Here is a 23,516-nt window from a genome sequence, read left to right on the forward strand (position 1 = left end):
AGAAGGACGCTGAAGAGCTTAGTTGCGGATTTGAGGATTTTGAGCTTAAAGTCAAATATTTAGCTTTTATTTCCTGTCTGTTACAGAAGCCTGATTTATCTGTCAAAACAGCTTTAAAGTCGATTTTCAGAAAAAATCAGGTCAGGTCAATTTCGGAAAAATTCGGAATAAACCTTAACTCCCAAATTGTCTGTTTGTCGCCAAGTCAATGGAAAAACTGTTTTTTGGAAATGCTGGAAGTTGTCCCCGAAAAGTTTCACCCTTCATAATTCAAAGTTGGTTTGTCAAGATGATTTTTCTGGTTTGCTGTCGTTTTTTAAGCTGCCGCATAACTCTTAAATATGCGAAAGTTAAAACAATATTTCATATTTACAAAACATTGTGATTTTTTTATTTAAAATATCGGATATAAAACATCTTAAATATGACGATGAAGAAGGAGAATTGGAAATCTTCTTGACGGATGATACACAAATAACATTGCATGCAGGATTCTTTGAATCTTTCGAGCGATACGAGGAATTTTTCGCTTTGTTGAAGAAGTGAAGAGGCTAACAAGTTCGATTTATGCGGATAATGGCGTGTGGCTCAATCGCTTTTCGTGGTGATTGAGCCACGTGTTAGCCGCAACCTTGAAAAACAAAAAATACAATGAATAGAATATTGGCACTATACATCTTTTTACTATTGTGTGGCACGGTTTCCGCACAACAAATCGTAGAATGGAGCGATTTGCAGACTATAACAGATAACTCACGGCGCACGGTCTATTATAAAAAAGGCAGAAAACAGCCGTTACGGGGAAAATATCGCATTATACGAGGACTTGACGAGGAGTGTGTTAAATTTTCCGATGGCATGATAAACGGTGATTATCGCCGCTATCGTGATGGGGTGCTGCGTGAATCGGGTATATATGCCAAAGGCAAGCGTAACAGCACATTCACGGAGTATTACCAAGACGGCGTTACTCCCCGAAAGGAAACACCCATGCAGCAAGGCAAGATAGACGGAACTGTAAAGACCTATTTTCGTAACGGCAAAATAGAAGCCGAAAAGGAATATAAGCAGAGTGTGGAGAGCGGGCGGGAGCGCCGCTTTGACAGCAAGACAGGAGAGCAGATTTTTGAATCTCATTATATCGACGGGAAAAAAGATGGCGAGGAGTGGGAAATCTTCGAGGATGCGAGCACGCTTCGCAGCAGGATAATACGCCACTACCGTAACGGAAAACTTGACGGCTCTTATCGTGTGGAATCGACACGGGACGGCAAACCCTATATAACTATCGAGGGACAATACACTGACGGCGAGAAATCGGGGCAATGGATAGAACATAACTATGATAACAATACCCAAACCTGCACATGGCATGGTGAAGGTGGGGCTTAAACAGAGATGAAGATAGTTATCATAATACTACTTTTAACGCTTGCATCGGTCGTAAGCTGCGAGCCACCCATGCCGCCGACGGACGAGGAAATGATACGCCACTTCGCCACGCACGAGGCGGCATTCGACAAGATACGCAAAATCATGGCGGAGAGTTCGGAGGGAAGCTTTCACTATCCACCGCTCTCTCCCTGCGATATTCTCATCCTTGATTCGGCAGGACAAATATCCTACCAACCGAACCAAGTGCAGGACACGCCGGTACACGGGTTATCAAGATCTGACCGAATACAACTCGACTCCTTGTTGTCAGAGATTGGATGCGGTCTTGTCCTTGTTGACCGCAGGGAGCAGGAAACGGCAGATTCGGTATATGTGAGCTTATTTATGCTGTACTACTCCCACGGCATCGTGGATGCGGGAACATCCAAGAGTTTCGTTTACGATCTCGAATTGAGAAGCCGCCGTGACATCCGTATCACCGAACACGGCGACCTGAACAAAATTTACCGCAGGACATACAATGACACTACGCTATACAAGCCCGTCAAGGAAGGCTGGTATATAGAGTTAGACCATTCACGATAATTTTCTTTTTTCGCAAGTCGATTTTATAAAATTGTCACCGAAAGTTCGTACTTTCGGAAAAAGATGTTATATTTGCAAATGAAAGAGTTATTTGACAGCATAGCAATGTAAAACGCTGAAATTCGCACAGTTGCTAAATCGTTACCTCTATTTCTCAAATAATTCGCTAAAAGTTTATTTCTCAATCGGTTAAGTCAAACCGAGAAAAATCTAAAATAAAAAATACGAGACTCAAACTGATGTGAATCCCGTATTTCCATTTACACAAAATATTTTATAGTATCCAATATTTCTTTCTATTGTGTGATAGAATTTAACTACAAGTAGAAAACTACAAATTGTTCATATTTCAAAACAAACAAGGTCTACAACCATAAAATATCTTATTACTCCTCATAATCATACTCTTCTATATTAGTGAAATAATAATTCCAGTTTTTGTATGCATCTAAAGTTCCTATTGGTACGTATAAGGTTGCTTTAGTATGGCCGACATAATTAATGCGAAATGACGAAGATAAGTATATGTTGCTAGGATTACTGCTTTTGCAATAAACAGATTTTAATGAAGGACAATTATTAAATGATTGTTCAACTCTTTCAAGACTATCCGGAAGTATTATGCTATTTAATTCATCACAATAATTAAAAGAATCATGAATAAATTGTACTACAGGCAATGTTACCGATTTTAATTTGGGACAATGAACAAATCCACTAACAGACGTTGCCTGTGGTAAATTAATTGACTCTAAATCATCACAAAAGCTAAATCCTCCAGAAGATGATGTATCATCAATAATTTCAGCTTTTGGCAATTTTAGCGTTTTTAGTTTATTACAATTTTGAAAACCATATACGTTTTTTGCTTGTGGTAGTTCAATTTCTAACAAAGAATCACAACTAGAGAATCCACCTATTGAAATGGCCTTAGGAAGTTTAATTGAAATTAATGAATTGCAATTATAAAATGCTTGTTCTTCTGGAAAATCATAGTCTTGCTTATATTCTATAAATCTAACATTTGGAAATTCAATATTTACTAAAGATGTAATATAAGAAAATGCACCACTAAATATAGAATCTACTTGAGGCATATTTACTGATGTTAAAGATGTACAATAGGCAAAAGCTCCATCATTTATTTTTGTCACACTTTTCGGCATAGAAATAGACTCTAATGAGGTACATCTATTACAAAACCCATTAGGAATTTCCTTTATACCATCCTCTAAAGTAAGAGTTCTCAATCCTGTACAATTTGCAAGTGTATAATCTGCCATCTCCTTTACTGATGCAGGAATATTAATTTCAGAGAGATTAAAACAATCAGAAAAAGCTTCAGATGCTATTTTCTCTAATGTCTGAGGTAAAACAACCGAAATTAGTGTCTTCGATCCTTTAAAAGCATCTTCATCCACTCTTGTTACTTTATAAATACTTCCATTAAACTCTACTGAAGTTGGAATTATAACCTTACCTGAATAATTGTTATAATTATCATCATTTTTATACCCGTAAGTGACACCACATTCCATGTTTGGATATACAACATAATACACATTATTAGCCTTGAAATCATATTCAGCATCTTTATCATCAGGAGATGGAGCTGTACCTACAGGGATTTCAATATCATCACTACTACAAGATATATCAGTCACACCTAATGTCATAACAAGTAATACGCAAAGCAATCCATTAAAAAGTTTTTTCATAATCTAATCATTTTCTGAATTCAAACTAATAATACAATAGTACCAATTTCTTTGTTAATTAATAATGTTTAGCTTAAAAGTTGACTATTTTTCGTTAATTCATAAGTCTGTTTACTCCTTTGTTTTATTCCTCCTATGATTTGTGGCCGTGAATTCATACAGAATGATTAAACCTATAGAGAAACTTTTATATAGTCAATTTACCTTTACAAAGGTAAATATTTATTTGTAATAAAATTCTAATTAGAAAGTTTATTTGTAATAAAATCTCACTACAATCCCGTATAAGTGGATTAATTGACCTTTCAAACAACTGTATTGCAGCACTTTAGAATGAAACTGATTTGAACTCATTGCTTAGCAGCCAAATTAAAAACCGCTATGAAGCAAGATAAATACGTATTCGCTCAACTTACCGCTTTTCTGAACAGAACTCTGTTCAACAATGGTCGAGCTATTCTTTAAATGGCTAAAGCAACACCTTAAAATAAAAAGATTCTGGAGTACAAAAGAAAGTGCTGTACGCATTCAAATAATGTGGCAATCATCACTTAATTGTCACACACGAAATGCAATTGCAACGATCTACTTATGAAGTTTTGCAGATTCTAAGCATCTCTCTAATAGATAAAATCACTTACATACTGTTCGATAAGTCTGATTTCAACGATGTCAAAGAACTCGATTGTCACCTTTCTGAAGGACTATTTAATTATTTTTTCAACTTGTCCATTTTCATTGGACCCTAATGAAAACAGAAGTTTTCTAGAAAAAAGTAAAATGCCCCAAAAAGTTAAGCATAAACTTTTGGGGGCACTTTACTAGCCAAACAGCTCATTTCTTCTTACTGTAGTCCGGCAGAATACAGTCATACACATTATACCAATAAAAACTATGACGAAAAGGATTCATCTCGTCTTTTTCATAAAGAGGATTGCCGTCATTATCCACAGGCAAGTCAGGTGATTCTTCTGATTTCAAAACTTCTCCGTTGGCACCAATCAGCTGGCGGTATAATAACTTGCCATCTTGCCAGATATTACGGTATGCCACCGGACTACCTTCTTCCTGACGGGTATAAACCTGCTTTCCATCTATAATTTCATGCGTAAAGGTCATAGCCCTAGCATCCGAATACGAAGTTTCGGCATGCCACAGAATCCGAGCAAGCTTGCCTGACTTAAAGGTCAAGTCCATGGTAGGAAGCATATCGGCATAACGCTTCACTACATAATCTGAAGCATCAGCCTGCGCCGGAACCTGATCGACCAGGAAAACAAACCGGCCTCCATCCAAATCGCTTACCCAAAAACTCTGACAGGGCTGGATATCCACCAGCAACTGACAGCCCTCGGGAGCCACAATTTCAGAAGCTCCTTGATTTCGCGAAACACGCACGGCATGTCCTTCTGCATTGTATTCCACATCAAAGCGGGAATAGTGTGTCGTATCCCAAACCTCATCATCCCAATGTTCCATCTTTTGCCGGAACACCAGATAAAGAGAATCTCCATTCCCAAACCACTCCTTATAAATACTGTCTGTAACCCCAATGTCCTCACAGTCAAAAGTAAGAAAACGGAGTAATCGGTCCTGATCATCATAACGACGGATCATGACCTGCATCGTGCATTCAGAAGCATGGGCCCATGTGGCCACAACACGTCCTTTCGGGTCACGAAACTCCGTCAGACTGTTCTGAGGCGCCCATTGTAAACGATACACGGCTGTAGAACCGTCAGAGAAACATACAGAATCATATTCAATGATCCCCTCCCCGATCATCTGTTCCAGATCATCATAGTTACTCTCATGCACCACCTTCACAATCTCTATGCGCTGCTCTTTTTTACAGGAAAAAAGCAGGACAACGATTCCCAACAGAGCGAGAAACAGCCGGGTTGTTCTTTTCATTGTTTTAGAATTTAATCAGTCAATAATATCAATAAAATCGGACAAAAGTATAAAAAATCCGGACAAAAAGCAAACAAATATAAAAAAACTCTCTCCGGCGAATCCAGAGATTTGCCGGAGAGAGTTTATAGCGTTTCACAAGTTGGATCAGAAGAATTATTTATACTCCTGCCAGCTCTTGATCTGAATGTCTTCCATATTCATCTCGCAGAAGGCTTCGATGAAGGCCTTGGCCAGACGGGCATTGGTCATCAACGGAATATTGTGATCGATGGCACCACGACGGATGCGGTAACCGTTGGTCAGCTCGCGCTTGCTGTGATTCTTCGGAATGTTCACAATCAGATCGAACTTATGGTCGGCAATCATCTTCATCACATTATTCTCATCCTGCGGATTTTCATCCGGCCAGTGCACGGTAACAGCCGGAACATTGTTCTCGTTCAGGAAGGCCGCAGTGCCCGGAGTAGCGTAAATTTCATAGCCCTTGGCAGCCAGCATACGGCTTGCGTCGAGCAGATCCACCTTAGACTTGGCAGCACCGGAAGAGAACATGACAGACTTCTTCGGAATCTTGTAACCGGTAGCGATGAGTGCGTTCAACAGAGCTTCGTTGAAGTCATCACCCAAACAACCTACCTCACCGGTTGAAGACATGTCTACACCCAATACCGGGTCGGCATTCTGCAAACGGGCAAATGAGAACTGAGAAGCCTTCACACCGATACGGTCGATGTCGAATGCAGACTTGTCCGGCTGGCTGTATGGAGCATCAAGCATAATGCGGGTTGCGGTTTCGATGAAATTGCGCTTCAGAATCTTAGATACGAACGGGAAGCTTCGTGAAGCACGCAAGTTACACTCAATAACCTTCACCTGACGGCCCTTGGCCAGGAACTGGATGTTGAATGGTCCGGAGATGTTCAATTCCTTGGCAATCTGACGGCTGATCTTCTTGATAGCACGTGCTGTTGAGAAGTAGATCTGCTGTGCCGGGAATACCAGTGTAGCGTCACCGGAATGCACACCGGCAAACTCAACGTGCTCGGAAATGGCATATTCTACCACCTCACCGTTCTGAGCTACCGCGTCGAACTCAATCTCCTTGGTCTCCTGCATGAACTGAGAAACCACAACCGGATATTCCTTAGACACCTCGGTAGCCATCTGCAAGAAGCGGGTCAGCTCTTCTTCGTTGTGACATACGTTCATGGCAGCACCGGAAAGCACGTATGACGGACGAACCAGAACCGGATAACCTACCTTGTCGATAAAGGCTTTCATCTCGTCCAGGCTGGTCAGTTCCTGCCATGCCGGCTGGTCGATACCCAGCTGGTCGAGCATTGCGGAGAACTTGTTACGGTTCTCGGCACGGTCGATAGATACCGGAGAGGTACCCAGGATAGGCACTGACTGACGGTGCAGCTTCATGGCCAGGTTGTTCGGAATCTGACCACCCACAGATACAATCACACCGCGTGGCTGCTCCAGATCGATGACATCGAGTACACGCTCGAAAGACAACTCATCGAAGTACAGACGGTCGCACATGTCGTAGTCGGTAGAAACAGTCTCCGGGTTGTAGTTGATCATGATAGACTTATAACCCAGCTTGCGGGCAGTCTGAATGGCATTTACAGAGCACCAGTCGAACTCTACGGAAGAACCGATTCGGTAAGCTCCTGAACCCAGTACAACAACTGATTTCTCGTTCTTATAATAGTTCACGTCGTAACCCTCTACGGCGTAAGTCATATACAGGTAGTTGGTCAGTTCCGGATGCTCTGAAGCTACGGTATTGATGCGCTTCACAGCCGGTAGGATGCCCAACTGCTTACGGTAAGCACGCACCTGAAGGTTTTCCTTCTCCATATTTCCCTGCTGTGGTTTCAGCACGAAGCGGGCAATCTGGAAGTCAGAGAAGCCCAGCACCTTAGCCTCACGCAACAGCTCGGCAGAGATATCCTCCAGCTTGTTGTATTCCTGCAAACGGGCCTTCATGTCCACGATGTTCTTCAGCTTGCCGATGAACCAAGGGTCAATCTTAGTCAGTTCGAAGATGCGGTCAATGGTATATCCTTCTTCCAAAGCCTGGGCAATGGCAAAGATACGCAAGTCGGTCGGATTGGCCAGTTCGTCGTCCAGATTGTCAAAGTGCAGGTTGTCGTTGCCCACAAACCCGTGCATACCCTGACCGATCATACGAAGTCCCTTCTGGATAATCTCCTCGAAAGAGCGGCCGATAGACATGATTTCGCCCACAGACTTCATGCTGGAACCGATATGACGGGATACACCGGCAAACTTGGTGAGGTCCCAACGAGGAATCTTACAAATCAGATAGTCCAAAGAAGGAGCCACGTAAGCTGAATTCGGAGTGCCCATCTCACCGATCTGGTCCAAAGTATAACCCAACCCGATCTTAGCGGCTACGAAAGCCAACGGATAACCGGTAGCCTTGGAAGCCAGAGCTGATGAACGGCTCAAGCGGGCATTAACCTCGATGACACGATAGTCGTTGGTATCGGCGTTGAAGGCATACTGGATGTTACACTCACCCACAATACCCAAGTGACGGATACATTTCTTAGACAGTTCCTGAAGCATGGTCACCTGTTCCTCGGTCAAAGAGCAAGTCGGTGCCACCACGATAGACTCACCGGTGTGGATACCCAGCGGGTCGAAGTTTTCCATGCTGGCCACTGTGAAGCAGTGGTCGTTGGCATCGCGGATTACCTCAAACTCGATCTCCTTCCAGCCTTTCAGGGATTCCTCTACCAGAATCTGAGGAGCAAAAGTGAAGGCACTCTCGGCCAGTTCCACAAATTTCTCTTCGTTCGGACAGATACCGCTACCCAAACCACCCAAAGCATAAGCCGAGCGGATCATTACCGGATAACCGATACGACGGGCGGCTGCCAAAGCGTCTTCCATATTTTCCACGGCCTGGCTCACCGGAGTCTTCATCTCGATCTCGTCCAGTTTCTTTACAAACAGGTCGCGGTCTTCAGTATACATGATAGCCTCAACGGAAGTACCGAGCACCTCTACACCATATTCTTTCAGAATACCTTTCTGATAGAGTTCCGTACCACAGTTCAGCGCGGTCTGTCCTCCAAAGGCGAGCAGAATACCGTCGGGACGTTCTTTCTTGATGATTTCGGTTACGAAATAAGGAGTAACCGGGAGGAAATATACCTGATCGGCAATACCTTCAGAGGTCTGGATCGTAGCAATGTTCGGATTGACCAGAACAGAACGGATACCTTCTTCGCGCAAAGCTTTCAAAGCCTGCGAACCTGAATAGTCAAACTCTCCGGCCTGACCGATTTTCAAGGCACCGGAACCCAGCACCAGTACTTTCTTTAATTGTTTCTTCATGTTCATAGGGTTTATAAGTTCTTACTCATGCAAAAATAAACAATAAAACGGACAACCGGAACAGTTTCCGCATAAAAAATCACAGAATTCCCAGTGTATGCAGGGCATATTCTATTCCATCCTCGTCCACACTGCGGGTCACAAAGCCGGCAGCGGCCTTCACTTCGTCGGAAGCATTGCCCATAGCCACTCCCAGACCAACATGTCGCAGCATGTCGATATCGTTGCCTCCATCGCCAAAAGCCACAGTCTGCTCCAGAGAAATACCCTCGTGCTCCAGCATGCGGTCGATGCCGTAGCTCTTGCTTACTCCCCGCGTGATGATATCCACAAAGGTGGGATGCCAGCGCATGGCCACGCATCCGGGCATCAGCTGCTCCATATAGCGGGCTTCGTCCTGAGGCGGGAAGAAGGCGATAATCTGCAAAATATCTTTTTCCAAAGCATGAGCCACCGGCAACTCGGCTGGAATCTCGAAGTTCAACAGACGGGACAGATCCTCCAGTTCGGGCGACAGTCCGGTGACAAACAGTTCATCCTGCGCCACAAAAATAATGGGGAAAGCCTCCTGAGGACAGGTTTCGTGATGATGCACCAGGCGCTCCACATCCCCGCGGTCTACCGTACGCAAAGCGAAGGACTTGCCTTCACGGTCGATGCAGTGGGCTCCGGTAGTCGTCACCAGACCGTCATACTCCAGCTCTCCCAAATTGTCTATGAAGAGCAGGGGGCGACCGGTTGCCACATAAACTTTTATTCCCTTACGGCGTGCCGCCTTCACGGCTTCGAGCGTCGATGCAGGGATCGTATGAGTTTTGAAAGACACCAGTGTGCCGTCAATATCCAGAAAAATTGCTTTACATTCCATAAGAATATTGTGTTTTAATTCAAAAAAAAACTCATTTCAGAATGCCTGAGCATCCGGAAATGAGTTTTTCGTGGTTTATCTTTTTGTTTGCAACATGCAGTTTATTTTTTTGAAGCCTCCATCGTACCTTCTACATACAGGCGTACCATCTTGGTCTTGCCATTGGTGCGCACGGTGATGGATTTCTTGAAGTGTCCCGGGAATTTGCCGACTCCGTTATAACGGATTTCCAACTTACCGCTCTCTCCGGGTTTCACCGGCTCTTTGGTATAGGTTGGCACGGTGCATCCGCAAGATGGCACGGCCTGATGGATAATCAGCGGGGCTGTTCCGGTATTCTTAAAGGTAAACACACAGGTCACTACAGGATTGTCCTCCGAAAAAGTACCGAAGTTGTGGCTTGTTTTGTCAAACTTGATGTCGGCCTGCTTGGCGGCATTTTGAGCGAATGCAGTAGTCAGCATTACAAAACACAGGAGGGTAAAAGCTAGAACCTTCTTCATAATCTTCTTTTTAGGGTTAAAATTATTCCGGTTGCAAAAGTAAGATTAAAAAATGAAACCGTCTACATTTTATACTTAAAAAACAACATTTTACCTACAGTTTAAGATTTTTGACCCTGCGGTTTCCTATTTTTATTATAACTTTGCACTTCATTACAAACAAATTATCAGAACAATATGCTAGTCTACAACATCACTTTCCAGGTGGATTTCAACGAAGCGCGCAACTTCGTCATCTGGGCTCATCAGGTATATATCCAGAAAACGCTCGAAACCGGTCTGCTGCAGAAAGCCCGTCTGAGCAAGATCCTCTCACACCGCGACGAGGATACGGAGTGCTTCTCCCTGCAGTTTGAGGTGGAAAGCTCGGCCGTGCTTCACCAGTGGTACACCAAGCTGGGCAAACAGCTGCACGACGAGATGGTGGCTCTGTTCAATGAAAAGGTAGTGGCCTTCTCTACCCTGATGGAAATCATCGAAGAAGCATGACACCGAAGAAGGACTGCGAAAAAATCATTCTGGGGGTGGACCCGGGTACCAACCTCATGGGTTACGGCATCCTGAAGGTAAAGGGTAACCGTGCGGAAATGGTGGCCATGGGGGTGATTGACCTGAGAAAATATACCGACCCTTATCTCAAACTGGGACGTATCTTCGACCGCCTGAGCGGCATCATCGAGTCTTATCTGCCCGATGAGCTGGCCATCGAGGCTCCTTTCTTCGGAAAGAACGTGCAGAGTATGCTCAAACTGGGGCGTGCGCAGGGAGTGGCCATTGCGGCTGCCATGAAGCATGAGGTACCGATTACGGAATATGCGCCTCTGAAAATCAAGATGGCCATTACCGGCAACGGACAGGCCAGCAAGGAGCAGGTGGCGGGCATGCTGCAACGCATCCTGAAAATAGCCGACTCTGACATGCTGCCTTATCTGGATGCCACGGACGGACTGGCGGCCGCCTACTGCCATTTTCTGCAGATGGGACGCCCCGACACCACCAAGGCCTACTCGGGATGGAAGGATTTCATACAGAAGAATCCGAATAAAGTCAAAGGATTATAAAGAAACATCATGGAGCAAAAAGTAATAGAAATAGTTCAGGGAGTAACCCGGCATCCGCTTTACCGCACCAAGACTCCGGTAGACCTGTGCATCTGCAAGGGAGAACAGATTGCCATTGTGGGCGAAAACGGTAGCGGAAAAACCCGTCTGGTGGACATCATCACGGGCAAACTGCCGCTGTTGCGCAACGAAGTGGCGTATGACTTCTCCCCGTCTCCTTATCCGCTCATCAGCGACAACATCAAATCCATCACTTTCCGCGACTCGTATGGCGACCACGACGGTACTTATTATTACCAGCAGCGGTGGAACCAGCACGACATTGACGATTCGGTGCCTACCGTAGGCACTCTGCTCGAAGAGTGCTTCCGCAACAACTGCCGTCAGGACGAAGCCGGAAGCCGGCGCAAGGAAGAACTGCGCGACAAGCTGTACCGTCTGTTCCACTTGGAGGAGCTGGAGGACAAACGCATCATCACCCTGTCCAGCGGTGAGCTGCGCAAGTTCCAGCTGACCAAAACGCTGTTGGCCGCCCCGAAGGTGCTGATCATGGACAACCCATATATCGGCTTGGACAGCACGGCACGCGAACAGTTGACCGACCTGCTGAAAAAGCTGATTGCGGAAACGGACTTGCAGGTGATTCTGGTGCTTTCACGCAACAGTGACATTCCGGATTTCATCACGCACGTGATTCCGGTAAAAGACCTGGAGGTACTGCCGAAAACAGAGCGTAACGCCTTCTTGGAACAGAACCCGGAAAGCGCTCATTTTGATGCACATGCCATCGAACTCATGCTCAGCGAGTTGCAAAAAGACGAAAAGCCGGAAGAAAACCTGGGTGGGGATATTCTGAAATTCAACAACATCCACATTCAATATGGCAAACGGGTGATTCTGGACCAACTGAACTGGCAGGTGAAAAAAGGAGAAAAATGGGCTTTGAAAGGCCAGAACGGCTCCGGAAAATCCACGCTGCTGAGTCTGGTATGCGCCGACAATCCGCAAAGTTATGCCTGCGACATCGAGCTGTTCGGCAAAAAGAGAGGAACGGGCGAGAGCATCTGGGACATCAAGAAACAGATCGGATATGTCAGCCCCGAAATGCACCGCGCCTACCTGAAGGACATGCCGGCACTGGACATCGTGGCCAGCGGACTGAATGACTCGGTAGGTCTTTATGTGCGCCCCAAACCGGAACAGAAGGAAATCTGCGTGAAATGGATGGAGCTGTTCGGTATCGCTCATCTGAAGGACAGCACTTTCCTGAAAATTTCCAGCGGCGAACAGCGGCTCTGCCTGCTGGCCCGGGCCTTTGTCAAGAATCCTCCGCTGCTCATCCTCGACGAACCGCTGCACGGACTGGATCATTCCAACCGCGAACGGGTGAAATTCATCATCGAAAAGTTTGCGGAGAAAGCGGGCAAAACGCTGATTATGGTCACTCATTATGCCGAAGACCTCCCTCCGGTGATCAGTCATGAACTGGTGCTTTGCAAACAGGGAAACCGGTAAGGCTCACTCACATGTAACCCAGAACAGGAAGGCCTCGGAAAGGCTCTGAAAAATCGTCCTGATGATTTGGAATTTTCATCGAAATCAATGAAACAAATCATCAGGACGATTTTTTTGTTTTACCTGCCCCATCCGGCACTCCGTTTCTTTTCGTATTTTCTACAGAAACCCGCCCCTCTCCAACCTCATCCGCAAACCGGGGCCGCCCCCACAAAACAAGCCCCCTCAAAAGGTCATTTCTTAATTTGCCGCTACTCCTTTTACTTTTTTTCTGGCAAAAGGACCTAGTTGCTTTTTTTTTCGTATATTTGCGCCTAAATAGCTCATAATGTAATTTAAAGACTGAATGAAAGTAGCCATTGTAAAGTATAATGCCGGAAATATATGCTCTGTTGTCAATGCACTGCACCGTGTCGGCGTGTCACCGCTCGTCACAGACAACCCCGAGGAGCTTCTCGCGGCAGACAAGATTCTTTTTCCGGGACAAGGAGAAGCCAAAAACACTATGGCTTATCTGAAGGAGCACAAGCTGGACCAGCTGATCCGCGACCTGAAACAGCCCGTGCTGGGCATCTGTATCGGGCAGCAGCTCATGTGCCGCCATTCGGAAGAAGGGGATGTGGACTGTCTGGGCATCTTCGACGTGGACGTACTGAAATTCAGACCGCAGAGACACGAAGACAAGGTGCCTCACATGGGATGGAACACCCTGAAACAGCCCAAAGATGCCTTGTTCAAGGGCTTTGCAGAAGATGAGTTTGTTTATTTCGTTCACAGCTTCTATGTGCCGGTGTGCGAGCAGACTACGGCGGTAACCGAATATATCCAGCCGTTCAGTGCCTCGCTGCACAAGGACAATTTCTATGCCACTCAGTTTCATCCGGAAAAGAGCGGCAGCGTGGGCGAACGTATCATCCGGAATTTCTTGGACCTCTAACCCTTAGAATATGATAGAACTGATTCCTGCTATAGACCTGATCGGAGGGAAGTGTGTGCGCCTGACAAAAGGTGACTACGACACCCAGAAAGTATATAACGAGGATCCTGTGGCAGTGGCCCGGGAATTTGAAGAATATGGTTTCAAACGACTGCACGTGGTGGACCTGGACGGAGCCCGCTCCAAACATGTGGTGAACCATAAGGTTCTGGAACGCATGGCGCAGGCTACCAATCTGGTAATCGACTTCGGCGGCGGAATCAAAACGGACGAGGACATCCGCATCGCTACGGAAAGCGGAGCGCAGATGGTCACCGTGGGCAGTGTGGCCGTAACCCAGCCGGAACTGTTTCTGGGATGGCTCCAGCAGTTGGGCAGCGAGCGCATCATCCTCGGAGCGGACGTCAAGAACGGACGCATCTCCATCAACGGATGGAAAGAAGACAGCAGCGACGAGCTGATTCCGTTTCTGGACAAATATATCCAAAAGGGGGTGCAGAAAGTGCTCTGCACGGAAATCAGCAAGGACGGCACCCTGCAGGGACCGGCCACAGCGCTGTACCGGGAAATCATGACCCAATATCCGCAATGCCATCTCATTGCCAGCGGAGGCGTGAGCTCCATGAATGACTTGAAGGAACTGGATCAGGCCGACATCCCGGCCGTAGTGTTTGGAAAAGCTATTTACGAGGGACGCATCGCACTGAAGGATCTGGCTCTCTGGATGGAAAAAAACCGATAATTATGGCATTAGCGAAAAGAATCATACCGTGTCTGGACATCAAGGACGGACAGACCGTGAAAGGAACGAATTTTGTGAATCTGCGCCAGGCAGGCGACCCGGTGGAGCTGGGCAAGGCTTACAGCGAACAGGGTGCCGACGAACTGGTGTATCTGGATATTACCGCCAGCCATGAGGGAAGAAAGACCTTCACCTCGATGGTGCAGCAGGTGGCCGCACAGATCTCCATCCCCTTTACCGTGGGAGGAGGAATCAACGAACTGGCGGACGTGGACCGGCTGCTGAATGCCGGAGCCGACAAGATCAGCATCAACTCGGCCGCACTGCGACGCCCGGAACTCATCGACGATATTGCCCGTCATTTCGGCTCGCAGGTATGTGTGGTGGCCATTGACGCCAAACAGACCGAAGAGGGCTGGTTCTGCTATCTGAACGGCGGACGCGTGAAGACAGAACGCAAGCTGCTGGAATGGGCCCGTGAAGTGAACGACCGCGGCGCGGGAGAAATCCTCTTCACGTCCATGGACCACGACGGCGTAAAGACCGGATTCGCCAACGAAGCACTGGCGCAGCTGGCCGACAGCCTGAGCATCCCCGTAATCGCTTCGGGCGGTGCCGGTAATATGGAGCATTTCAAGGATGCCTTTACCATAGGAAAGAGCGATGCGGCACTGGCTGCAAGCGTATTCCATTTCGGAGAAATAAAGATACCCGACCTGAAACATTATCTGAAAGACGAGGGTATTGAAGTCAGACTATAAAATAACCACAAAGACATGAAAATCGATTTTGACAAAATGGGTGGACTGGTTCCCGCCATCATACAGGACGATAAGACCAAGAACGTGCTGATGCTCGGTTACATGAACCAGGAAGCATACGATAAAACCGTGGAGACGGGCAAGGTGACTTTCTACAGCAGAACCAAGCAAAGACTGTGGACCAAGGGAGAAGAAAGCGGAAACTTCCTGAACGTGGTTTCCATCAAAAACGACTGCGATCAGGACACACTGCTCATCCGTGTGAACCCGGTGGGCCCGGTATGCCACACCGGCACCGACACCTGCTGGGGCGAAGAGAACCGGATGAACCCGCTGCTGTTCCTCACCGAGTTGCAGGACTTCATCGAAAAAAGACACCGCGAAATGCCGGAAGGCTCTTACACCACCAGTCTGTTCAAGGACGGTCTGAACCGCATGGCACAGAAAGTGGGCGAAGAAGCTCTGGAAGCAGTCATCGAAGCGGTGAACGGCACAGACGAGCGCCTCATCTATGAAGGCTCGGACATGATTTATCACCTCATCGTGCTGCTGACCGCCAAGGGACTGCGCATTGAGGACATGGCTCAGGAATTGATGGTACGCCACAATCCGGGCTGGAAGAAACATTAACCAGACTCCTTAGTTCCATTTTTTATGTTAGTGGATTTTGATCAGGTGCAGGTGTATCAGGAAGATCATCTGATTCTGAAAGACGTTAAACTGCAAGTGAACGAGGGAGAGTTTGTCTACATCATCGGTAAGGTAGGCACCGGAAAAACGTCGCTGCTCAAGACGCTGTATGGCGAACTGGACGTGAACAAAGGCAAGGCCATGGTGCTGAATACCGACATGTGTCATGTAAAAAGAAAACAGATCCCTACCCTACGGCGCCAACTGGGCATCGTGTTTCAGGACTTTCAGCTGCTGCTCGATCGGAATGTAGAGGAAAACCTGAACTTTGTGCTCCGCGCCACCGGATGGAAAAAGAAAAAAGAACGGAAGGAACGTATCGACCGGGTGCTGCAACTGGTGGAGATGGAAAACTATAAAAAGAGTATGCCCTATGAGCTCTCCGGAGGCGAACAGCAACGGGTGTGCATCGCCCGGGCACTGCTCAACAAGCCGAAACTCATCATCGCTGACGAAGCAACCGGAAATCTGGATGCCGAAACGGGACGCAAGACTGCGGCATTGCTTTATGAAATCTGCAAGAACGGCACCGCCGTGATCATGAGCACGCACAACGAACAGCTGATTCAGGAATTCCCGGGTGCCGTATATCGCTGCAAAGACGCGCAGCTGGAAGAATGCACAGAAAGCTTCCGCAAACAGGTATCACTTTAAGTAAAGAATTTAATAATAACCATTTTACCATAAGGAATAATATGAAAGTTTTAAAATTTGGTGGAACATCTGTTGGCTCTGCTCAGAGAATGAAAGATGTATCTAAACTGATTACTAGTGACGGAGAAACTAAAATCGTAGTATTATCTGCCATGTCGGGAACAACCAACACACTGGTTGAGATCTCTGACTACCTGTACAAGAAAAATCCGGAAGGCGCAAACAACATCATCAACCGCCTGGAACAGAAATATATCGAGCATGTAGAGGAACTGTATGCTACCGAGGAATACAAACAGAAGACTCTGGAATTCCTGAAAGAAGAGTTCAACTACATCAGAACCTTCACCAAGGTGATGTTCACTTCTTTCGAGGAGAAGATCATCCTGGCTCAGGGTGAAATCATCAGCACCAACATGGTGACCAACTACCTGAAAGAGTGCGGTGTGAAGACTATCCTGTTGCCGGCACTGGAATTCATGCGTACCGACAAGAACGCGGAACCGGACATGAACTTCATTAAGGAGAAGACCAATGAGATCATGGAGAAGAACCCGGGTTACGAAATCTATATCACTCAGGGATTCATCTGCAAGAACGCTTACGGCGAGGTGGACAACCTGCTGCGCGGTGGTTCTGACTACACTGCTTGCTTGATCGGTGCTGTACTGAACTCTGAGGAGATCCAGATCTGGACCGACATCGACGGTATGCACAACAACGACCCGAGAATCGTAGACCACACCGAACCGGTACGTCAGCTGCACTTTGAGGAGGCTGCCGAGTTGGCTTACTTCGGTGCCAAAATTCTGCATCCGACTTGTATCCAGCCTGCCAAGTTTGCCGGTGTTCCGGTACGTCTGTTGAACACTATGGATCCGACAGCTCCGGGAACCATCATCAACAACAAGATCGAGAAAGGCGTTATCAAGGCCGTGGCTGCCAAGGACAATATCGTATCTATCCAGATCCAGTCAAGCCGCATGTTGTTGGCTTACGGTTTCCTGAGAAAGGTATTCGAGATTTTCGAAAGCTACAAGACCAGCATCGACATGGTATGTACTTCTGAGGTGGGTGTATCGATTACCATTGACAACACTTCATATCTGAAGGACATCATCGCCGACCTGATGAAATACGGAACCGTAACCGTAGACGAGAACATGTGTATCATCTGTGTTGTGGGTGACCTGGCATGGAGCAACGTAGGCTTCGAAACTCTGGCTACAGAAGCTCTGAAGGACATTCCGGTACGTATGATTTCTTATGGAGGAAGCAATCACAACATTTCATTCCTGGTGAAGGGTGAAGACAAGAAACGCACTTTGCAGGCTTTGAGTGATACATTATTCCACAAGAAATAAATACAACAACATTTATGATGCACAAAATATCCGCAGACAAATTCAAAGACATACGCACTCCGTTCTATTATTATGACACCGAGCTTCTGACACAGACACTCGAAGCCATCAAGAAAGAAATCGAAGACAAACCAAACTATCATTTGCACTATGCCGTAAAGGCTAATGCAAACCCGAAAGTACTGAAACTGATCAGCCAGGCAGGATTTGGCGCCGACTGCGTGAGCGGCGGCGAAATCCGCGCCAGTCTGGCAGCAGGATTCCCGGCCGAGGAAATCGTGTATGCCGGAGTGGGAAAAAGCGATTGGGAAATCAATCTGGGACTGGACGCCGACATTGCCTACTTCAACGTGGAGAGCATTGCCGAACTGGAAGTGATCAATGAACTGGCAGCCCAGAAACAGAAGGTGGCCCGCGTGTCTTTCCGCATCAACCCGAATGTGGGAGCACACACGCATGCCAATATCACTACCGGACTGGCCGAAAACAAGTTCGGAATCGCCATGGAGGACATGGAGAAAGTGATTGGCATCGCTGCCGGAATGAATCATGTGAAGTTCATCGGACTGCACTTCCACATCGGTTCACAGATTCTTGAAATGGACGATTTCAAGGCTTTGTGCAACCGCATCAACGAATTGCAGGATCGTTTGGAGAAGGCAGGAATCAGCGTAGAGAACATCAACGTGGGTGGCGGACTTGGTATTGACTATCAGGCACCGGACGCCAATCCGATTCCAGACTTCAAAGCCTATTTCGAGACTTACGAAAAGAATCTGAAGCTGCGCGACGGTCAGCACCTGCATTTTGAGTTGGGACGCGCCGTTGTGGGACAGTGCGGAAGCCTCATCACCCGGGTGCTCTACGTAAAGCAGGCTACGGTAAAGCAGTTTGCCATCGTAGATGCCGGTATGACCGACCTGCTCCGTCCGGCTCTCTACCACGCTTATCACCAGATTGAGAATTTGAGCAGCGAAGAAGCCGAAGAGGTGTACGACGTTGTAGGACCGATCTGCGAATCGAGCGATGTCTTTGCAAAAGAATATAAATTAAACAAATGTCACCGGGGCGACCTGATTGCGTTGCGTTCCGCCGGAGCTTATGGAGAAATCATGGCTTCGCAGTACAACTGCCGCGAGTTGCCTTTAGGATATACCACAGAAGATCTTTTATAAATGTTTTTTCTGACAAATCCGATAGAAATCACTGCCTACACAAGTTTTCTGCTTGTGTGGGCAGTTAATTTGTTCAGAGTATGCCAACCGAATGCCCTGAACAAGAAATTAAAAGGAAAAGAGAACAGAAGAGACACCGAAAGCGCCCGTCAAACGGAAATGCCCGGTATCTCCGTGATCATCCTGACCGAAAATCAGGAACAGAAACTGACGCCCCTGCTGGAAAATGTGCTGGAACAGGCATATGACTCGTTTGAAGTAGTCGTGGTGGACAAGAACTCAACAGACAACACCCGTCTACTTCTGGAAAATATGGAAAAACGATATGAAAACCTGCAGCACACCTTCATTCCCAAAGATACCCGCCAGGTGAGCATACACACCCTGGCCCTGATATTGGGAGCCAAAGCAGCCCGTTATCCCTGGATCGTGCTTCTGACTCCTGACTTCCAGCCGGCATCCGGACAATGGCTGCGCCACCTGGCTGCACAAATGACGGCAGACCGAGACTTCGTATTGGGAGCACGCTCGGTAAATACCGGCAGCAGTTCTCTCCGTGCCTTCCACTGTCTGCTGGAACAGAACCGCTTCCTGTCGTGGGCCATCGGCCATCAGGCGTTCCGCTGCAATGAGGTCAATCTGGCTTTCCGCAAAGAGAAACTGCTTTCCTGCAAGAACTTCGGCGAATATGGCATCCTGCTCTCCGGAGTGGAGAGCGTCTTCGTAAACCGATTCAGCCAGAAAGAAAGAACAGGGGTCTGCATCGAGCCGGAAGCCCTGCTGCTGGAAACGGAAACTGCTGACAGCAAAAACTGGAAGCACGAAATGCTCTGCCAGAAAGAGGCGGCACGCTTCTACACGCACAGCACACTCTTCCGTCTGTGCGGAGGTCTCCGCATGACCATGATCTGGCTGCTTTTCCTGCTCAGCATCACGGCACTCGGCATCAGCATTCTGACTCAACACTGGGAGATTACGGCGGGCATTGTCATTCTGCTGGGCTTGTGGACCGGACTGCGCATCCGCGAAATGAAAACCGCCGCACAGCTGTTCCGTATCAAGACTGCCGGCATCTATCTCCCGTTCTATGACCTGCGCCTGTCCTGCGTGTATCTGGCCAACCGAATCCGTTATGCCTTTCAGGACCGGAAGGTGTTCTACAGAAACATGTTTCACTAGGCCAGCTGCAGCCCGGTGAAACGGTTAAAGCGGTGCATGTCTGTATTGACAATCAGTTCTTCGGGAAAAGCCGTTTCCCGAAGAAGCTCATACACATGGGTGTAATCGGCTATGGAAAAGGATATATGGGCATCGCTTCCGAGAATCACCGGAACATCATATTTGCGGCACAGCTGCAACATTTCCGTGTTCAGTGCACGGGCCACCGGATTCTTGCGCTGCGGGCTCAGCGAACTGTTGTTGACCTCCAGCAGAGTGGCTGTCTCGCGTGAAGCGCGCACCAGTGCCTCCAGATTCACGGTGGCGGCCCCGTCTGCCGGATGACTGATAATGTTCACCCGGGGATTGTGCATGGCTGCCAATACCGCATCCGTATTCTTTGTTTGCGTAGATGCCGGGAAGCAAACCTTATGCACTCCGGCTACCACATGGTCAAAACGCTTGTAATATTCCTCTCCCAAATCCAGATTTCCCTGCAAATCGCAGATATTCAGTTCGGCACCATGCAGAATACGCACTCCGGAGATAACCTTGGGAATGCAATGCAGATTTCTGAAATAAATAGGGTCGGGCGCACCCGGTACCAAAGGCCCGTGCTCCGTAATTCCCAAAAAACTCAGTCCTTTTTCGGCAGCAGCGGCAGCCATTTCCTGAATGGTGCTGTAGGCATGACCCGAAGCAATGGAGTGAGTATGCAAATCCAATACAATCTTCATATACACTTAATTCTTGGTAAATGCAAAGATACCAAAAAATCATCGGCTTTAAAACGAAAACAGAAAAATGAATCCATCATCAGTTTTAAGTTACAAAACCCATATCCGTTCCCTTATCGCATTGGGGTTTCCCATCATCATCGGACAGATCGGTACCATTGTACAAGGACTGGCCGACACGATCATGACCGGACAATACAGCTCGCAAGCGCTTGCTGCCGCCGGTTTTGTTAATAATGTAATGACTCTGGTACTGATCTTTGCCATGGGTTATTCCTATGGACTGACACCGGTAGTAGGTGCCTATCATGCCCGTCAGGAGCATCACCACATCGGACAGTCATTGCGCTGCAGCCTGCAGACCAACGGCATTCTGGCGGCTGTCATCGTACTGCTCATGGGCAGTCTGTATTTTTTTCTGGACCGACTGGGACAACCGGAGGAACTGCTTCCCATCATCCGTCCCTACTATCTGGTCATTCTGGTTTCTCTTCCTTTCCAGATTCTGTTCAACGCCTATAAACAATTCTTCGACGGAATCGGAAAGACCCAGATAGCCATGTGGATCATGATCGGAGCCAATGTCTTCAACATCATCGGCAACTGGTTCCTGATTTACGGTTGGGGCCCTTTCCCCGAACTGGGACTGCTCGGAGCCGGCATCTCCACCTGCCTGTCGCGCATCGGTATGCTGCTCTGCATGACTTTCATCTTCTACCGCTCTTCCTCTTTCCGGACTTATCAGGAGGGATTCCGCCTTCGTGAAGGCAATCGCGAACTCCGCAAGAAGCTGAACCGACTGGGCCTTCCAATCGGCTTGCAGATGGGTATGGAGTGCGCTTCTTTCGCCCTGTGCGCCGTAATGCAGGGCTGGATCGGCACTTCCGCACTGGCAGCCCATCAGATTATGACCAATGTGGCATCGGTATGTTATATGATTTATTATGGAATTGGAGCATCTGTAGCCATCCGTATCAGTCACTTCACCGGTCTGAAAGATACGGGCAATGTGCGCCGCTGTGCCTTTGCAGGCTACCGCATGATTCTGTTCTGCGGCGTTATCCTCTCCAGCATGATGGTGCTCTGCCGCCATCAGATCAGCTCGTTCTTTACGAACGACCCGGCAGTCAGCTCCATTGTCATGAGCCTTATGGTGCCCTTCGTACTCTATCAGCTCGGTGACGGACTACAGACCAATTTTGCGAATGCCCTGCGCGGTATTGCCGACGTAAAACCGATGATGCGCTATGCATTCATCAGCTACATTGTTATCTCTTTGCCACTAAGTTTTTTTCTGGGAATACAGTTTGCCTGGGGACCGGTAGGCATCTGGATGGCCTTTCCGATAGCCCTGTCTGTTGCAGGAATGCTTTTCTATTGGAGGTTCAACAAGAAGGTTGCCAAGGGCATATAAAAAAAGAATCCTACTTGCAATCACTGCAGGTAGGATTTTTTTAGATCTTCGCTAAGATCTCACCTTTGTTAACCTTAAATCTAATACTATGAAAAACACATTGCAAAAGTAATCTTTTATTTTATCAAAGCAATAGATTTCGAGAAAAATGAGACCGTATAACTTCTTTTAACATAAATATCAAACACAACCCACGGAAAGACCGTCATAAGCCGCAAAAATATGCTCCGGAAGCTGCTTTTCCAACTCGGCATGCAAACCGGCCTGATGGCTCATGTGAATCAGATAAGTACGGCGCGCCTGCACCTTGCGAGCAAACGCACAGGCATCTTCTATGGTCTGATGCGAATAATGCTCCTTATGACGCAGTCCATTTACAACCAGAAGATCCAGATTCTGAAGATACTCCAGTTCCGTATCGGGGATGGTCTTCATATCGGTGATATAAGCCATGTTATTAACCCGGTAACCATAAATCGGAAGCGCCGCATGCATCACCCGCAACGGAGTGACCTGAAAACCGGCAACCGTGAATGTTTCATGCAAAGGCACAGAATGCAACTCGATATTCGGAACTCCGGGGTACTTGTTCTCCAGAAAACAGTAAGGCAGACGTGTACGTATCCGCTCGGCCACATAGTCCTCCATATATAAAGGTATAGAACCCAAAGTACAGAAAGGACGCAAATCGTCTATTCCGCCTACATGATCATAATGCTCATGCGAAACCAGCACTCCGTCAATCTGCCCAAAAGGAACACGCAACATCTGCTGACGGAAATCAGGACCGCAATCCAGCAGCAGTCTCTTGCCGTTTTCTTCCAGAAGAACCGAGGTTCTCAGGCGGACATTACGCGGATCGTCGCTGGTACATACGGCACAACTGCACCCCACTTGTGGAACTCCTGTACTGGTACCCGTGCCCAGAAAAGTTACTCTCATAA

Annotated in this window: 22 protein-coding genes and 1 pseudogene; 16 read left to right on the top strand and 7 right to left on the bottom strand. The window is 47.4% G+C overall.

Features of this window, described 5'->3' with window-relative positions; all coding sequences use genetic code 11:
* From DXA74_RS07760 to DXA74_RS07770, 3 genes are all read left to right on the top strand, one after another.
* The coding region (locus DXA74_RS07760; RefSeq protein WP_233550482.1) for an rRNA adenine N-6-methyltransferase family protein at positions 1 to 269 on the top strand (269 nt) is incomplete at its 5' end.
* A 382-nt stretch (positions 270 to 651) separates the two neighbouring features.
* Positions 652 to 1,392 (top strand): toxin-antitoxin system YwqK family antitoxin, encoded by a 741-nt coding sequence (locus DXA74_RS07765; RefSeq protein WP_008144979.1) that lies wholly within the window; start codon positions 652 to 654, stop codon positions 1,390 to 1,392.
* 6 nt (positions 1,393 to 1,398) lie between these two features.
* Positions 1,399 to 1,980, top strand: a complete 582-nt coding sequence (locus DXA74_RS07770) for a DUF4948 family protein (protein ID WP_008144980.1) — start codon at positions 1,399 to 1,401, stop codon at positions 1,978 to 1,980.
* Between the two features lie 386 nt (positions 1,981 to 2,366).
* On the opposite strand, the gene DXA74_RS07780 is transcribed toward DXA74_RS07770, so the two are convergent.
* A complete protein-coding gene (locus DXA74_RS07780; RefSeq protein ID WP_118526359.1) occupies positions 2,367 to 3,698 on the bottom strand; it encodes a leucine-rich repeat domain-containing protein in 1,332 nt (443 codons plus the stop codon).
* Positions 3,699 to 4,146: 448 nt separating this feature from the next.
* Here DXA74_RS07780 and DXA74_RS07785 point away from each other — a divergent pair.
* A pseudogene (locus tag DXA74_RS07785) lies at positions 4,147 to 4,447 on the top strand (hypothetical protein); the annotation flags it as partial.
* 85 nt (positions 4,448 to 4,532) lie between these two features.
* On the opposite strand, the gene DXA74_RS07790 reads toward DXA74_RS07785, so the two are convergent.
* The 4 genes from DXA74_RS07790 to DXA74_RS07805 all read right to left on the bottom strand — a co-directional run bounded on the left by DXA74_RS07790 (position 4,533) and on the right by DXA74_RS07805 (position 10,364).
* Positions 4,533 to 5,612: a hypothetical protein gene (locus tag DXA74_RS07790; RefSeq protein ID WP_118526361.1), complete on the bottom strand. Its 1,080-nt coding sequence runs from the start codon at positions 5,610 to 5,612 to the stop codon at positions 4,533 to 4,535.
* A gap of 156 nt (positions 5,613 to 5,768) precedes the next feature.
* Positions 5,769 to 8,993, bottom strand: a complete 3,225-nt coding sequence (gene carB / locus DXA74_RS07795) for a carbamoyl-phosphate synthase (glutamine-hydrolyzing) large subunit (RefSeq protein ID WP_118526477.1) — start codon at positions 8,991 to 8,993, stop codon at positions 5,769 to 5,771.
* Positions 8,994 to 9,072: 79 nt separating this feature from the next.
* Positions 9,073 to 9,861 (bottom strand): Cof-type HAD-IIB family hydrolase, encoded by a 789-nt coding sequence (locus tag DXA74_RS07800; protein ID WP_118526363.1) that lies wholly within the window; start codon positions 9,859 to 9,861, stop codon positions 9,073 to 9,075.
* 101 nt (positions 9,862 to 9,962) lie between these two features.
* Positions 9,963 to 10,364, bottom strand: coding sequence for a DUF1573 domain-containing protein (locus tag DXA74_RS07805; RefSeq protein ID WP_118526365.1), 402 nt, complete (start codon positions 10,362 to 10,364; stop codon positions 9,963 to 9,965).
* 177 nt (positions 10,365 to 10,541) lie between these two features.
* On the opposite strand from DXA74_RS07805, the gene DXA74_RS07810 reads away from it, so the two are divergent.
* From DXA74_RS07810 to DXA74_RS07860, 11 genes are all read left to right on the top strand, one after another.
* A complete protein-coding gene (locus tag DXA74_RS07810) occupies positions 10,542 to 10,853 on the top strand; it encodes a DUF4286 family protein (RefSeq protein WP_118526367.1) in 312 nt (103 codons plus the stop codon).
* Positions 10,850 to 11,425 carry a crossover junction endodeoxyribonuclease RuvC gene (gene ruvC / locus DXA74_RS07815; protein WP_118526369.1) on the top strand — a complete coding sequence of 192 codons (576 nt, stop codon included), beginning with the start codon at positions 10,850 to 10,852 and terminating at the stop codon, positions 11,423 to 11,425. The genes DXA74_RS07810 and ruvC overlap by 4 nt, the downstream gene beginning before the upstream one ends.
* 9 nt (positions 11,426 to 11,434) lie before the next feature.
* Entirely contained in the window at positions 11,435 to 12,940 is a 1,506-nt protein-coding gene (locus tag DXA74_RS07820) for an ATP-binding cassette domain-containing protein (RefSeq protein WP_118526371.1), read from the top strand.
* 346 nt (positions 12,941 to 13,286) lie between these two features.
* Complete coding sequence (gene hisH / locus DXA74_RS07825; RefSeq protein ID WP_118526373.1) at positions 13,287 to 13,877, top strand: imidazole glycerol phosphate synthase subunit HisH; 591 nt, start codon at positions 13,287 to 13,289, stop codon at positions 13,875 to 13,877.
* Positions 13,878 to 13,887: 10 nt separating this feature from the next.
* Entirely contained in the window at positions 13,888 to 14,619 is a 732-nt protein-coding gene (hisA, locus tag DXA74_RS07830) for a 1-(5-phosphoribosyl)-5-[(5-phosphoribosylamino)methylideneamino]imidazole-4-carboxamide isomerase (protein ID WP_118526375.1), read from the top strand.
* A gap of 2 nt (positions 14,620 to 14,621) precedes the next feature.
* Positions 14,622 to 15,380 carry an imidazole glycerol phosphate synthase subunit HisF gene (hisF, locus tag DXA74_RS07835; protein WP_118526377.1) on the top strand — a complete coding sequence of 253 codons (759 nt, stop codon included), beginning with the start codon at positions 14,622 to 14,624 and terminating at the stop codon, positions 15,378 to 15,380.
* A gap of 15 nt (positions 15,381 to 15,395) precedes the next feature.
* Entirely contained in the window at positions 15,396 to 16,010 is a 615-nt protein-coding gene (hisIE, locus tag DXA74_RS07840) for a bifunctional phosphoribosyl-AMP cyclohydrolase/phosphoribosyl-ATP diphosphatase HisIE (protein ID WP_118526379.1), read from the top strand.
* 24 nt (positions 16,011 to 16,034) lie between these two features.
* On the top strand, positions 16,035 to 16,724 hold the full coding sequence (locus DXA74_RS07845) for a cell division ATP-binding protein FtsE (protein ID WP_118526381.1): 690 nt from the start codon (positions 16,035 to 16,037) through the stop codon (positions 16,722 to 16,724).
* A gap of 41 nt (positions 16,725 to 16,765) precedes the next feature.
* The gene (locus tag DXA74_RS07850) at positions 16,766 to 18,088 is read left to right on the top strand and encodes an aspartate kinase (RefSeq protein ID WP_118526383.1); all 1,323 of its coding nucleotides are present in this window, start codon (positions 16,766 to 16,768) and stop codon (positions 18,086 to 18,088) included.
* A gap of 17 nt (positions 18,089 to 18,105) precedes the next feature.
* Complete coding sequence (gene lysA / locus DXA74_RS07855; protein WP_118526479.1) at positions 18,106 to 19,263, top strand: diaminopimelate decarboxylase; 1,158 nt, start codon at positions 18,106 to 18,108, stop codon at positions 19,261 to 19,263.
* Positions 19,264 to 20,442 (top strand): glycosyltransferase, encoded by a 1,179-nt coding sequence (locus DXA74_RS07860; protein ID WP_118526385.1) that lies wholly within the window; start codon positions 19,264 to 19,266, stop codon positions 20,440 to 20,442. It abuts the gene before it with no gap.
* On the opposite strand, the gene DXA74_RS07865 is transcribed toward DXA74_RS07860, so the two are convergent.
* A complete protein-coding gene (locus tag DXA74_RS07865; protein ID WP_118526387.1) occupies positions 20,439 to 21,158 on the bottom strand; it encodes a phosphatase in 720 nt (239 codons plus the stop codon). The two genes, DXA74_RS07860 and DXA74_RS07865, sit on opposite strands and share 4 nt — an antisense overlap.
* A 67-nt stretch (positions 21,159 to 21,225) precedes the next feature.
* On the opposite strand from DXA74_RS07865, the gene DXA74_RS07870 reads away from it, so the two are divergent.
* Entirely contained in the window at positions 21,226 to 22,572 is a 1,347-nt protein-coding gene (locus DXA74_RS07870) for an MATE family efflux transporter (RefSeq protein WP_118526389.1), read from the top strand.
* 180 nt (positions 22,573 to 22,752) lie between these two features.
* Here the strand turns inward: DXA74_RS07870 and DXA74_RS07875 are convergent, their stop codons facing one another.
* A complete protein-coding gene (locus DXA74_RS07875; protein WP_118526391.1) occupies positions 22,753 to 23,514 on the bottom strand; it encodes an MBL fold metallo-hydrolase in 762 nt (253 codons plus the stop codon).
* Positions 23,515 to 23,516: the final 2 nt, after the last annotated feature.

The sequence above is a fragment of the Bacteroides sp. OF04-15BH genome (genome assembly GCF_003477995.1).
GTDB lineage: Bacteria > Bacteroidota > Bacteroidia > Bacteroidales > Bacteroidaceae > Paraprevotella.